The organism is Ruegeria sp. SAZD011 (assembly GCF_059612545.1).
The window spans coordinates 34,694-46,840 of sequence record NZ_JBXWQU010000013.1; the positions used below are offsets into that span (position 1 = coordinate 34,694).

The window sequence follows — 12,147 nt, forward strand, 5'->3', positions numbered from 1 at the left end:
TGCGGCAGGGATCAGGCCAGTGGACGACCAGACCGGTGAACAGATGCGGCCAGAGCTGACCATGCCCCCGGCAGAGGCAGAGGCGCTGCGCACGGCCTATGAAGAGGCGCGGGTGATCCTGGAATACGGGTCCGGCGGCTCGACCGTTCTGGCCTCGGAACTGCCGGGCAAGCATGTCACCTCGATCGAAAGCGACCGGGCCTGGGCACGGATGATGGAGGCCTGGCTGGCCGCCAACCCGCCCGCCGAGGGGACCGAGGTCAATATCGTCTGGACCGATATCGGCCCGACCGGCGATTGGGGGCATCCGGTCTCGGACAGCAAATGGCGCAGCTATCCCGAATATCCGCTGGCGGTCTGGCGGGCAGACGGGTTCCGCCATCCCGATGTGGTGCTGGTGGATGGGCGGTTCCGGGTCGGCTGTGCGCTGGCCACCGCCTTTTCGATCACCCGTCCGGTGACGTTGCTGTTTGACGATTACAGCCAACGACGCTGGCAACACCAGGTCGAGGAGTTTCTGGGCGCGCCGCTGATGATCGGCCGCATGGCTGCCTTTCAGGTCGAGCCGCAGCCGATCCCCCCCGCGGCGCTTTTGCGGGTGATCCGCACCATGACCAGCCCCTGACCCGAAACCGTAACGAGGATCCGACCCATGATCGTGACCACAACACCAAGTGTCGAAGGCCACCGCATCACCGCCTACAAGGGGATCGTGGTGGGTGAGGCGATCATGGGTGCCAATGTGGTGCGCGACGTCTTTGCCTCGATCACCGATATCGTGGGCGGCCGTTCGGGCGCCTACGAAAGCAAGTTGCAGGATGCCCGTGAAACCGCGCTGTCCGAGCTTGAGGGCCGCGCCGCCGCGCTGGGGGCCAATGCGGTCGTTGGTGTCGATCTGGACTACGAGGTGGTGGGGCAGTCGATGCTGATGGTCTCGGCCTCGGGCACCGCCGTCGTGCTGGACTGATTGTGGGAGGATCGACGTGAGTACCGAAGATATCGCACCCGCCGCACAGCTGAGCCGCGCAGACCAGATGCTGGCGCGCCGCTATGCGTTCCTCGCCGATGCCATCGCGCCCGAACGACCGCTGCGCATCACCGATGTGGGGGCCAACCCGATCAACGTGCCCGACTATGACCGGTTGCTGACCCTCGGCGGGTGCGAGGTCTGGGGCTTTGAACCCGATCAGGCCTCGTTCGATGCGCTGATGGCAGAGCCGCGTCCGGGCACGCATTACCTGCAACAGGCGGTGGGGGTGACCGGTCCGGGCCGGTTCCATCCGCATCGGCTGAGCGGTCTGGGGTCGCTGTTTCCGATCCGCAAGGAATCGGTCACCTATCTGGGCAAGCCGCAGTGGCACGACTCGCGACGCGAGCCGATCGACATGGAGCTGATCGCGCTGGACGATCTCGACGATGAGGTGCTGCCGCGACCGGATGTGCTCAAGATCGACATTCAGGGGGGCGAGCTGGACGTGATCCGCACCGGCCGCCAGAAACTGTCCGAGGCGATCTGTATCATTCCCGAGGTTCGGTTCTATCGCATCTACGAGGACGAGCCGCTGTTCGGGCCGCTGGACGTGGAGTTGCACGATCAGGGGTTTCGCTTTCACACCTTCCAGTTCACCAAGTCGCGGCAGGTGATCAACTCGCAAAGTGCGCGCTTGCCCTACAAGACCATCCGCAGCCAGATGATGGATGGCGATGCGATCTATATCCGTGACCCGGAAACGATCGGGGGGTGGTCGGCTGAACAGGTGCGGCAACTGGCTGTGGTCTCGTCCTGCGTGTTCTCCAGCTTCGATCTTACAGTGTTCTGCCTGGACGAACTTGTGCGGCGCGGCCTCGCGGCGCCCGAGGTGCCGGGGCAGTTCGTCGACACGCTGCCGGCCTGGATGCTGAAGGGGAGTTAGGATGCGCGCGCTGCCCACAGAACCGATCCGCCTCTATTGGTGGAAGGGCGTGCCGAATTTCGGCGACGCCCTGTCGGCGCTGGTGGTGGCGCATGTGTCGGGCCGTGCGGTGCGCCATGCCGGGCCCAAGAATTGCGAGATGCTGGCCATCGGCTCGCTGATCCAGGTGATGCGCCGCAACTATGGCGACCCGGCACCCGACGGGCGCCGCCCGGTGATCTGGGGCGCGGGGCTGTTGCATCCGGTGGGTTCCATCGGGTTTCTTGAGAATGTCGAGGTGGCGCTGCTGCGTGGACCGCTCAGCGCCGATCTTTTGGGGCTGAGGATGCGCGCCTTTGGCGATCCCGGCCTGCTTGTGGGCGACCTGCTGGGTGAGCTGCCCGCGCGCGATGACCGGTTCGCGCTGGTGCCGCATCACTCGATGCTGGCTGATCCGGCGCTGGCGGCACTGCTGGATGCAGAACCGGCGCTGGAACTGATCGACGTCGCGGGTGACGCGCTGGAGGTCTGCCGCCGCATCGCATCTTGTCGGCATGTGATCTCGGCCAGCCTGCACGGGCTGATCGTTGCTGATGCCTGCGGCGTGCCCTCGACCTGGCTGATGCCGGGCGGGCAGCAGCATCTGAAATATTACGACTATGCCGCCTCGGTGGGCCGTCCGCTGGACATGCCACTGAGGCTGGACGAGGTAGCCGCGCATCTGCGTGGCCTCAAGGACGACGACGGACTGGCCTGGGCCGAGGGCATCGCCCGCGCCCGCGCCGATCTGCTGACCGCTTTCCCGGCGCATATGCGCGCCCAAACCCCTGCCTCCGCCACTCTGGCGGAACCGAATTGAGACGAGGAAACCATGCTTGAAATCAAAAACCTGCACGTGAAACTTGAAGAAGAGGACAAGCAGATCCTCAAAGGTGTGGACCTGACCGTCGAGGCGGGCAAGGTGCATGCAATCATGGGGCCGAACGGGTCGGGCAAATCGACGCTCAGCTATGTTCTGTCGGGGCGCGACGGGTACGAGGTGACCGAGGGCGCCGCCACCCTGTCGGGCGCCGATCTGCTGGAAATGGAGCCCGAGGAACGCGCCGCCGCGGGCCTGTTCCTGGCCTTTCAATACCCGGTCGAGATCCCCGGCGTGGGCAACATGACCTTTCTGCGCACCGCGGTGAACGCCCAGCGCAAGGCGCGTGGCGAAGAAGAGTTGAGCGCCGCCGAGTTCCTGAAAGAAGTGCGCGCCAAGGCCAAGGCACTGAAGATCGACGCCGACATGCTGAAACGCCCGGTCAACGTGGGCTTCTCGGGCGGTGAGAAAAAGCGCAACGAGATCCTGCAAATGGCGATGCTGGAGCCCAAGATGTGCATCCTGGACGAGACCGACTCGGGCCTTGACGTGGATGCGATGAAACTGGTGGCCGAGGGCGTGAACGCGCTGCGCGATGCCGGGCGCGGCTTCCTCGTGATCACCCATTACCAGCGCCTGCTGGATCACATCAAACCCGATGTCGTGCATATCATGGCCGATGGCCGCATCGTGAAATCCGGCGGCCCCGAGCTGGCGCTGGAGGTCGAGAACAACGGTTACGCCGATATCCTGGCCGAGGTGAACTGATGGGGGTTCCTGCACAGAAACAGAGTGTGACCGAGGCGTTGCTGGCGACGCTGACGCTGCCCACCGCCGGCTGCACCCAGTCCGCGCGCGAGGCCGCTTTGGCGCGGCTGCGGGAAATGGGCGTGCCCGGACGGCGCGACGAGTACTGGAAATACACCCGTCCCGATACGCTGATTGCCCCCGAGGCGCCGCGCGCCGCGACATTCCACACCGACGAACCGATGATGTTCGACGCCATCGACCGGCTCAAGATCGTCTTTGTCGACGGGGTTTTCGATGCCGAGGCGTCGGATGCGCTGGAGATGGAGGGCGTGCGGATCGAGCGGATCGAGGATATCTGCTGCAAGGATATCCATTGGGCCAAGGACTTGTACGGCGTTCTTGAAGCACGTGGCCAGTCGCCGGTGCCGCGCCCGCTGGCGGCGCTGAACACCGCCTTTGCCGGTGATGGCATCGCCATTCACGTGACCGGCAAACCGTCGAAACCGATCAGTCTGATCTACCGCCATGCCTCGGAAAGCTCGGACGCGCTGCTGCATCACGTGATCCGGGTGGAAAGCGGTGCCGAGGTGACGATCCTGGAAAACGGCCCCGCCGCATCGCGCTTCAACAAATGCATGGAGATCGACATCGCTGATGGCGGCACCTTGCATCATGTGCGCGCCCAGGGCCGCGACCATGAACGCCGCGCGGTGACGCATATGTTCACCCGGCTGGGCGCGGGTTCGGTCTACAAGTCCTTTACCCTGACCGTGAACGGCGTTCTGACCCGCAATGAACAGGTGGTCGAGCTGACCGGCGACGAGGGCGTGGCCCATGTGGCCGGCGCCTGCGTGGGCGATGGCGACTTTCACCATGACGACACCGTGTTCGTGACCCATGACGCGGTGAACTGCGAAAGCCGTCAGGTGTTCAAGAAGGTGCTGCGCAATGGCGCCACCGGCGTGTTCCAGGGCAAGATCCTGGTTCAGCCCGGCGCGCAGAAAACGGACGGTTATCAGATCAGCCAGTCGCTGCTCTTGGACGATGACAGCCAGTTCCTGGCCAAGCCCGAGCTGGAGATCTATGCCGATGACGTCGCCTGTTCGCATGGCTCGACCAGTGGCGCTATCGACGAAACCGCGCTGTTCTACCTGCGCTCGCGCGGCGTGCCTCAAAAAGAGGCCACCGATCTGCTGACGCTCGCCTTTCTGGCAGAGGCCGTCGAAGAGATCGAGGACGAGGCTCTGGCTGCCGATATCGTCTCGCGGCTCGAAGGCTGGCTGGCGCGGCGGGCCTGATGCCGGTCACCAGCGATATCGCGGCCAGCTATCGCGGGCCGGCGCGGGTGATGCGTCACCTGCTGGACATGGGCCAGCGCGAGGATCGCGCGCTGGCCTTTGTGATGGCGTTCTGTGTCATCGCCTTTGTCGCGCAGCTGCCGGCGCTGGCCCGGCGGGCGCATCTGGAACAGGCCGATCTGAACATGCTGATGGGCGGCGCGCTGCTCGGCAGCGTCTTTCTGCTGCCGCTGCTTTTCTATGTCATCGCGTTGCTGTCCCATTGGGTCGCGCGCATGCTGGGCGGGCAGGGCAGCGCCTATGGCGCGCGGCTGGCACTGTTCTGGTCGCTCTTGGCCTCGACCCCGCTGGTATTGCTCAACGGGCTGGTGGCGGGCTTCATCGGCCCCGGCCCGGCGCTGAGCCTGGTCGGGCTGATATGGGTTGCGGTCTTTGCCTGGTTCTGGCTAACCAATCTCAGAGAAGCTCAGAGGCCCGCCCCATGACATCTGCCGAGCTGCGGTCGCTTGCCGCCCTTACCGTGACCGATCCGGCCAATGCGGCGCGGGTGATTCTCAGCCGCGAGCCGGGACGCGAAGTGTTGTGGCTTTCGCTGGCTCTCTCGGTGGCGCTGGCGAGCCTGTTGCACGGGCTGTCCAACATGGCCTTTGGCGCGATGACCATGCCCGGCATTCCGCAATCCGTGGTCGGCTATGGCGCTTTGATGGGCGGTGGGCTGGTCCTGACCATCGCGGCGATCCACCGGATCGGGCGGCTGCTGGGTGGCGAGGGCTCTTTCTGGGACGTGATGGCGGTTATGGTCTGGATCCAGCTGGTGCTGGTGGTGGTGCAGGCCGCCACCCTGCTCTTGGCGCTGACCGTACCGCTGTTGTCGGCTTTGCTGGCGCTGGCTGCCAATCTGGTGGCGCTGTATGTCACCCTGCATTTCATCGATCAGGCCCATCGCCTGAATTCCCTCATGCGTGCGGCGGCGGTGTTGATCCTGTCGGTACTGGCCATCGCCGTTGGCGTACTTGTCCTGTTGTCCTTCGTCGGAGGGCCAATCCCCGGAGCGACCCCCTATGTATGACGTCGACCGCATCCGCGCCGATTTTCCGATCCTGTCCCGTCAGGTGAACGGCAAACCGCTGACCTATCTCGACAATGGCGCCTCGGCCCAGAAACCGCAGGCGGTGATCGACGCGGTGACCCGCGGCTATGCCGAGGAATATGCCAATGTGCATCGCGGGTTGCATTTCCTGTCCAATCTCGCGACCGAGAAATACGAGGCGGTGCGCGGCATCGTGGCGCGGTTCCTGAACGCAGGCTCCGAGGACGAGATCGTGCTGAACTCGGGCACCACCGAGGGGATCAACATGGTCGCCTATGGCTGGGCCATGCCGCTTATGCAGGCAGGCGACGAAATCGTGCTGTCGACCATGGAACATCACGCCAATATCGTGCCCTGGCATTTCCTGCGCGAACGCCAGGGCGTGGTGCTGAAATGGGTCGACCCCGAACCCGACGGGTCGCTGGATCCGCAGGCGGTGCTGGACGCGATCGGCCCCCGGACGAAACTGGTGGCGATCACCCAGTGTTCCAACGTGTTGGGCACCGTTGTCGATGTGAAATCCATCTGCGCGGGCGCCCGGGCCAAGGGCGTGCCGGTTCTGGTCGATGGCTCTCAAGGCGCGGTGCATATGCCGGTCGATGTGCAGGATATGGGCTGCGATTTCTACGCCATCACCGGGCACAAGCTTTATGGTCCCTCCGGCTCGGGCGCGATCTATGCCCGGGCCGAGCGGCTGGCCGAAATGCGGCCGTTCATGGGCGGTGGCGACATGATCAAGGAGGTCACCAAGGACATGGTGATCTATAACGATCCACCGATGAAGTTCGAGGCCGGTACTCCGGGCATCGTACAGACCATCGGCATGGGTGTGGCGCTGGATTACATGATGGCGTTGGGGATGGAGAACATCGCCGCCCACGAGGCCGGGTTGCGCGACTATGCGGCCGGCCGTTTCGCCGGGCTGAACTGGCTGAACGTGCAGGGCCATGCGCCGGGCAAGGCGGCGATCTTTTCCTTCACGCTTGAGGGTGCGGCACATGCGCATGACATCTCGACCATCCTCGACAAGAAGGGCGTCGCGGTGCGCGCGGGCCATCATTGCGCGGGTCCGCTGATGGAACATCTGGGCGTGACCGCGACCTGCCGGGCGAGCTTTGGCCTCTACAATACCCGAGCCGAGGTGGACACGCTGATCGAGGCGCTGGAACTGGCCCATGAGCTGTTTGCCTGATCGCTGATCGGCAAGGGCGTCGGGGGGCTCTGCCCCCCGCTGACAAAATTCGGCGAATTTTGTCACCTCCCCCCGGAGTATTTCTGGCGGAATGAAGGGGCTTAGTCGGGCCGGCCGATCAGCCGGTCGATGGGCGCGAAGTCGTCAGTCAGCAGCGTGCCCATGGCGGCCAGTTGCGCGACCCAGTCCGGGGCGAGCGCGCCATATTCGGTGGGCTCGGGCGCACGGGTGACGAAACGCGAATGCGGGGTGGGGCTGCTGCCCGCGACCAGGACAAAGACCGCGCGTTCGCCCGGTGGAGGCGGGGTGGTGCTGGTCCAGACCTCGACCATGGGAAAGACGGCGCCCAGCGTGTGCACCAGCGCGGCCAGTGCCTGCAAGCGATCCTGATAGTCGATCACGTTCATCAGATAGGTGCCTTCGGGGGTCAGCCTGTCGCGCGCCAGTTCGAAGAATTCACGCGTCACCAGATGGGCGGGCACCGCCACATCAGTAAAGGCATCGCCCAGGATCACATCATAGCGCCGCTCGGGCCGGGTCAGCAGCGCCCGGCGGGCATCCTCGTGCAGGATCTCGGCACTGGCGGGATCGAACCAGAATTGCGCGGCGGCAATGCGGGTCACCTCGGGGTCGATCTCGGCCACCACGCGCGGGCCGGTGCCGCGCAGCGCAAAGGCGCGCGGGATCGAGTAGGATCCGCCGCCGATGAAGAAGGACGAGAAATCGGGGCGCGGCGCGCGGATGCGGGCCAGCGCGTCCAACATGGCGGCATGGTCGGTATACATGGTCAGCGGCATATCGCGGGCACTGATCCCGTGGCCCAGATGGTCGATCACCATCAGCCGTTCGGGCGCCTCGGGCGTGCCCAGCTCGATCACGCGGATACAGTAGTAGCGGCTTTCGCGGGTGCAGGGATCGGGTGCGGCCAGCGCCGCGACAGCCAGCGACAAAACCAGCCCCAGAGCGACCAGAGGCGCCAGCCAGCGCCCGCCACCGAGGCGGAAACAGAGCAGCGCCGACAGGGCATAAACCGCCGTCACCGCCATCAGCGTGAGCGATGAACCCAGCCAGGAAATGAAAACGAACCCCGCCAGCAAGGTTCCGGCTATGGCGCCGATGGCCCCGGCGGCAAACATCGCCCCCAGGGCGCGGCCTGCGCCCGTGCCGCGTTGCACCGACAACGCGGCCAATACCGGTGCGGGCACCCCGGCAAAGCAGGAGGGCAGAAAGAACACCGCCAATGTCAGCAGCGCGATCCCCCAGACAGGATGCGCGACCAGTTCCAGCACCGGTTCCGAAAGACTGCGCAAAAGAAGCGCCGCAGCGGCGGTGGTGAGGGCGGCCGCGACAAGTGTCCAGCCAGTCAGCCTTAGCGCGCGTGCTGAGGGACGCTCGGCCAGGACACCGCCGATCCAGTGCCCCAAAGAAAACCCTGCCAGCACCACCGCGATGACCGAAGTCCAGGTATAAAGTGACATGCCCACATAGGGCGCCAACATGCGACCGGCCACGATCTCGACCACCAGCGAGGCGGCGGAGACGGTGACCTGAAGCAGGATCAGCAACATCAAAGATGGGGTACGAGCCATGCCGCGCATTTGGCGAAGCTGTTGTGACGAAGGCAAGAAAAATCCGCAGATTGACGATTGCAGAGGCCGCGGCGATACCTTATAGCCCGGGTCACAGGCACCCGTAGCTCAGCTGGATAGAGCGCTGCCCTCCGAAGGCTGATGTCAAGGGTCCCTTGTGTGAAGACGAGTGAAAATAAACGTTTCGGATCAGTGGCTTGCGGGGCTACCGATCTTTGCTTTAATCCCGCGCAAAATTGAAGTAAGCACTGCGTAAGCAGTTTGCACCCGTAGCTCAGCTGGATAGAGTGTCGCCCTCCGAAGGCGAAGGTCACAGGTTCGAATCCTGTCGGGTGCGCCACTTCCCCCCAAGTTTTGCGAATTTCTACGCTGCGCCGGTGTCGCTGGCCCCTGCTTTTCGACGTCTTGAGAGCCAGAGGCGGGCAGGGAGGGCCGTGACGGGTTGAGGGTTGGAGGAGAGGCCTCCGGCGCCCGTCGCGGAGGTTTCCGAATGAACAGCGAGATCATCGATGCCGGGCGTGACATGAGCCGCGGCTACAAGGTGGATGTGTCGCGCGGCGAGAATGTGGACCGCGTGTCGTCGGAGTGGTTCTCGCGACCGGATGACGAGCGGTATCTGTCGCTCGACGACCTTTTCGCCTCGGTCAAGGCCCGGGCGGAGCGGAGCCGGACGCGCACGGTGGAGAGCGCGGCGATGGCCGCTTGGCTGGCGCGTCGCAGCGCGAGATAGCCGAAGCGATCTTTCGGCTATCCCGGGTCAGCCGGGACGAGTGGCAGAGCGCGCCGGAGCGCTTCGCCGTCATGGCCTTGCTGCGCGACGCGCGAAAGATGGTTGACGGTGGGTACCGCGCCGCTGCCCGCCAGTTGTTGATTCAACTCACGTTCCTGTCGGGCTATGTCGGCCCCGATGGCGCCGCCCACCGCAGCGCCGATCGCGCCGCCGATGATGGTCGAGCGCGTGTCATCGCCGATTGCGTTGCCTATAGCCGCCCCTGTCACACCGCCGATAACCGCACCCGTTGCAGGTTGGTTCGGCGTGCCATTGTTGTAGGTGCAGCCCGCCAGGGTGATGACGGTTGCGGCAGAGAGAATTCCAGTAATCTTGATCATGGAACTTGTCCTTTTGGAGCGAACCTTTCCAGAAGATGACGTGGTGCCATGTTCCGAACTCAGCGATTGAACCCTTTTCGTCTGTCGTCCCAAGAGCCGCACTAACCCCGATTAGCCTATGGAAAAGAATGCTGTTGAGTCGTCAGACCCACTCCATGAAGAAAAACCGTGATCTGATTGCCTTTGGGCGTCACGAAACGGAATAAGGGCGGCACGGCTAAAGAAACCGGCCACCCGAAGGTTTTAGATCAGCTATTCGTGAAATGGCGTGAGCGCTTGAGCGGGAGTTCCTGAACTGGTTTTCCGAGTACACCTGCCCGGCATGTATTGCCGGGCAGACATGCGGTGACGTCACGCCAGAGCGTGGGTCGTGGCGTCCAGTTCCTTGTGCGTCTCGGCGTCGTTCTTGGCCGTATGGGCCTTTTCCGCAGCCCGATAGTGCTTCAGCGCCGCGTCCTTCTTCGGGCCGGAGGGCGCCTTGTCCCACGCGGCTTTCACGGTTTTCATCTTGTCGGCGACGTTGGCGGATTTGTTTGTGTCGGGTGTCATTGGATTGTCCTTTCGTGGACGGTCCGAAAACGAGAAACACGCAGGGCATGGGAAAGTTGGGACAGTTTGCCCCACGTGTCTCTGGCTCACTCGGACTGGTACATGTCTACCGAGATCCGGCGGACATTCAGACTATGGCACCACCCTCGTTCTCCCATACTGATGTAGGTTGGTCTGGAGCCGCAATTTCCGCTGTTTCTGTAGGAACGTTAACGAAACGGTGGAGTTTGGCCGAGGTCAGCCTGACGATTTTCCGCGCCGCTCCACTCAGTGTTTCGCGCTTGGCAGCCGACGACTTGGAAACAGGCACAGAAATGGCGGATACGGGAAATGTTACCTCGATATCTTCACCGCCAAGTTCTGTCTGGGTTCCGCCGAATTGATCCAGAAGCCCCAGCATTGCTGTGTTCTCGCTGTGGACCAGGGCATTAAATTCGGTAATTCCGCCCCGCTTCGCGAATTCCGCCAGCACTCCAAGGAGAAGACTGCCCAGCCCCTGACGTTGATGGCTATCCGCAATGGTGACCGCAATCTCAGCAATATGCTTTTGATCGGGCAGCCGTATATATCGAGCGATACCAATCGGTTTTTGTATTGGTCCATCTCCGAGCAAAGCTCCGACCGCGACGTGGTCCGGGTCGTTTGTGGCTGTGAACCTGTCCAGTTCTTTCTCTGTGAGGTTCTTGTGCGCCCCCAGAAACCGGAAGTACCTGGCACGACCGGACAAATGCGCGAAACCAATCTCCAACAGATGGCGATCTGCCGGTGTCACTTCTCTTACGAGAACGGTGGCGCCGTTCTTGAGGGTTGTTTTGAAGGTGGTGAGTTTCACGCGTTGCCTCGAACGTCAGATACGAATGATTGCTGTGCTGACGTTTCATCTGTCGCACGTCGCCCGGCTTTGGGCTGCTCTCCCAGCACCCGGGTCCCGGCACGACCCTCTAGGATGGCGCGGGCATCTGTCAGCTGTCCAATACCGGCGAGTTTGCCGCTGGCTGTTGCGAAGGCCACCGCAGCAGCGACCTTTGGACCCATCGAACCGGGCGGAAGGTCAAGGTTCCCAAGTTTTGCCGGCGTCGTCGTGCTGATAGCGCTCTGAGTTGGAGCGCCAAAATCTCGGTAGACGGCAGGCACGTCAGTCAGAAGCAAGAGCGCGTCTGCGCCGAGGCCAAGGGCGAGAAGGGCTGACGTTCGGTCCTTGTCGATCACCGCCTCGACGCCCTCCATGTCACCGCTCGCATTTCGAATAACCGGAATGCCTCCGCCGCCAGCGCAGATGACTATATGCTTAGCGTCCAAAAGAGCCTTTATGGCGTCTAAACCTATGATGCGAAGGGGCATTGGCGACGGCACAATGCGGCGCATGCCGCCGTTTGCTTCCTGGACCATCTGCCAGCCGTGGTCGCTGGCCGCCTGCGCAGCCTCTGTATCGGTATAGACAGGACCGATGGGCTTGCTGGGAGTGCCAAAGGCAGGGTCGTTCGGGTCCACCTCCACACGGCTGAGAAGAGTTGCACAGTGCGAACCCTTTGGGAGCGCGTTCATCAATTCCTGTTCGATCAGGTAGCCAATCATGCCATCTGTCTCGGCGCCCAGTACATCCAGCGGCCATGGTTTTTGAGGATCAAAGGACGCACCTTGGAGGGCCAGCAAACCAACCTGTGGTCCGTTGCCATGGGCCACGATGATTTCGTGGTCACGCGCGAGATCTGCAAGTGCAAGTGCCGCGATCCTCACGTTCGTACGCTGTACGGCTGCGGTCAGCGGCTCTCCTCTGCGTAACAATGCGTTTCCGCCAAGGGCCACAACGATGCGCAT

At 63.3% G+C, this 12,147-nt stretch carries 13 protein-coding genes, 2 tRNA genes and 3 pseudogenes; 13 read left to right on the forward strand and 5 right to left on the reverse strand.

Annotated features, from left to right (window positions below; translation table 11 throughout):
- Positions 1-19 precede the first annotated feature (19 nt).
- Genes AC2FLM_RS02735 through AC2FLM_RS02775 form a run of 9 tightly spaced genes read left to right on the forward strand, consistent with a single transcriptional unit; the run spans position 20 to position 7,081 of the window.
- Positions 20-625: a hypothetical protein gene (locus AC2FLM_RS02735; protein ID WP_496855363.1), complete on the forward strand. Its 606-nt coding sequence runs from the start codon at positions 20-22 to the stop codon at positions 623-625.
- A gap of 27 nt (positions 626-652) precedes the next feature.
- Positions 653-967, forward strand: coding sequence for a heavy metal-binding domain-containing protein (locus AC2FLM_RS02740; RefSeq protein WP_234136679.1), 315 nt, complete (start codon positions 653-655; stop codon positions 965-967).
- 16 nt (positions 968-983) lie between these two features.
- Positions 984-1,913 (forward strand): FkbM family methyltransferase, encoded by a 930-nt coding sequence (locus tag AC2FLM_RS02745; protein WP_496855365.1) that lies wholly within the window; start codon positions 984-986, stop codon positions 1,911-1,913.
- A 1-nt stretch (position 1,914) separates the two neighbouring features.
- On the forward strand, positions 1,915-2,751 hold the full coding sequence (locus AC2FLM_RS02750) for a polysaccharide pyruvyl transferase family protein (RefSeq protein ID WP_496855367.1): 837 nt from the start codon (positions 1,915-1,917) through the stop codon (positions 2,749-2,751).
- 12 nt (positions 2,752-2,763) lie between these two features.
- Complete coding sequence (gene sufC / locus AC2FLM_RS02755; RefSeq protein WP_496855369.1) at positions 2,764-3,519, forward strand: Fe-S cluster assembly ATPase SufC; 756 nt, start codon at positions 2,764-2,766, stop codon at positions 3,517-3,519.
- Positions 3,519-4,799 (forward strand): Fe-S cluster assembly protein SufD, encoded by a 1,281-nt coding sequence (gene sufD / locus AC2FLM_RS02760; protein ID WP_496855371.1) that lies wholly within the window; start codon positions 3,519-3,521, stop codon positions 4,797-4,799. Before sufC ends, sufD begins: the two co-directional genes overlap by 1 nt.
- Entirely contained in the window at positions 4,799-5,284 is a 486-nt protein-coding gene (locus AC2FLM_RS02765) for a YIP1 family protein (protein ID WP_234136684.1), read from the forward strand. Before sufD ends, AC2FLM_RS02765 begins: the two co-directional genes overlap by 1 nt.
- Positions 5,281-5,868 carry a Yip1 family protein gene (locus AC2FLM_RS02770; RefSeq protein WP_496855374.1) on the forward strand — a complete coding sequence of 196 codons (588 nt, stop codon included), beginning with the start codon at positions 5,281-5,283 and terminating at the stop codon, positions 5,866-5,868. The genes AC2FLM_RS02765 and AC2FLM_RS02770 overlap by 4 nt, the downstream gene beginning before the upstream one ends.
- A complete protein-coding gene (locus AC2FLM_RS02775; RefSeq protein ID WP_496855376.1) occupies positions 5,861-7,081 on the forward strand; it encodes a cysteine desulfurase in 1,221 nt (406 codons plus the stop codon). The genes AC2FLM_RS02770 and AC2FLM_RS02775 overlap by 8 nt, the downstream gene beginning before the upstream one ends.
- Positions 7,082-7,182: 101 nt before the next feature.
- Here AC2FLM_RS02775 and AC2FLM_RS02780 read toward each other — a convergent pair whose 3' ends face one another.
- Positions 7,183-8,670 carry a fused MFS/spermidine synthase gene (locus AC2FLM_RS02780; RefSeq protein ID WP_496855378.1) on the reverse strand — a complete coding sequence of 496 codons (1,488 nt, stop codon included), beginning with the start codon at positions 8,668-8,670 and terminating at the stop codon, positions 7,183-7,185.
- Between the two features lie 96 nt (positions 8,671-8,766).
- Here AC2FLM_RS02780 and AC2FLM_RS02785 point away from each other — a divergent pair.
- The 4 genes and pseudogenes from AC2FLM_RS02785 to AC2FLM_RS02800 form a co-directional block, all read left to right on the forward strand.
- A tRNA-Arg gene (locus tag AC2FLM_RS02785) sits at positions 8,767-8,878 on the forward strand.
- Positions 8,879-8,933: 55 nt separating this feature from the next.
- Positions 8,934-9,010, forward strand: a tRNA-Arg gene (locus tag AC2FLM_RS02790).
- A 150-nt stretch (positions 9,011-9,160) separates the two neighbouring features.
- Positions 9,161-9,385 (forward strand): annotated as a pseudogene (locus tag AC2FLM_RS02795) (DUF932 domain-containing protein); the annotation flags it as partial.
- A pseudogene (locus AC2FLM_RS02800) lies at positions 9,373-9,462 on the forward strand (DNA -binding domain-containing protein); the annotation flags it as partial. The pseudogenes AC2FLM_RS02795 and AC2FLM_RS02800, both read left to right, overlap by 13 nt.
- Before the next feature lie 102 nt (positions 9,463-9,564).
- Here AC2FLM_RS02800 and AC2FLM_RS02805 read toward each other — a convergent pair.
- From AC2FLM_RS02805 to AC2FLM_RS02820, 4 genes and pseudogenes are all read right to left on the reverse strand, one after another.
- Positions 9,565-9,780 (reverse strand): annotated as a pseudogene (locus tag AC2FLM_RS02805) (YMGG-like glycine zipper-containing protein); the annotation flags it as partial.
- 351 nt (positions 9,781-10,131) lie between these two features.
- Entirely contained in the window at positions 10,132-10,329 is a 198-nt protein-coding gene (locus AC2FLM_RS02810; RefSeq protein ID WP_496855380.1) for a hypothetical protein, read from the reverse strand.
- Positions 10,330-10,456: 127 nt separating this feature from the next.
- Positions 10,457-11,161, reverse strand: a complete 705-nt coding sequence (locus AC2FLM_RS02815; RefSeq protein ID WP_496855382.1) for a GNAT family N-acetyltransferase — start codon at positions 11,159-11,161, stop codon at positions 10,457-10,459.
- Positions 11,158-12,147, reverse strand: a complete 990-nt coding sequence (locus AC2FLM_RS02820) for a carbamate kinase (protein ID WP_496855384.1) — start codon at positions 12,145-12,147, stop codon at positions 11,158-11,160. Before AC2FLM_RS02820 ends, AC2FLM_RS02815 begins: the two co-directional genes overlap by 4 nt.

What these genes read in the sequence shown, in the direction of transcription:
- sufC (WP_496855369.1), top strand. Translation starts at nt 2,764, where the DNA reads ATGCTTGAAATCAAAAACCTGCACGTGAAACTTGAAGAAGAGGACAAG.
- AC2FLM_RS02780 (WP_496855378.1), bottom strand. Translation starts at nt 8,670, where the DNA reads ATGGCTCGTACCCCATCTTTGATGTTGCTGATCCTGCTTCAGGTCACC.
- sufD (WP_496855371.1), top strand. Translation starts at nt 3,519, where the DNA reads ATGGGGGTTCCTGCACAGAAACAGAGTGTGACCGAGGCGTTGCTGGCG.
- AC2FLM_RS02775 (WP_496855376.1), top strand. Translation starts at nt 5,861, where the DNA reads ATGTATGACGTCGACCGCATCCGCGCCGATTTTCCGATCCTGTCCCGT.
- AC2FLM_RS02765 (WP_234136684.1), top strand. Translation starts at nt 4,799, where the DNA reads ATGCCGGTCACCAGCGATATCGCGGCCAGCTATCGCGGGCCGGCGCGG.
- AC2FLM_RS02770 (WP_496855374.1), top strand. Translation starts at nt 5,281, where the DNA reads ATGACATCTGCCGAGCTGCGGTCGCTTGCCGCCCTTACCGTGACCGAT.
- AC2FLM_RS02740 (WP_234136679.1), top strand. Translation starts at nt 653, where the DNA reads ATGATCGTGACCACAACACCAAGTGTCGAAGGCCACCGCATCACCGCC.
- AC2FLM_RS02820 (WP_496855384.1), bottom strand. Translation starts at nt 12,147, where the DNA reads ATGCGCATCGTTGTGGCCCTTGGCGGAAACGCATTGTTACGCAGAGGA.
- AC2FLM_RS02750 (WP_496855367.1), top strand. Translation starts at nt 1,915, where the DNA reads ATGCGCGCGCTGCCCACAGAACCGATCCGCCTCTATTGGTGGAAGGGC.
- AC2FLM_RS02810 (WP_496855380.1), bottom strand. Translation starts at nt 10,329, where the DNA reads ATGACACCCGACACAAACAAATCCGCCAACGTCGCCGACAAGATGAAA.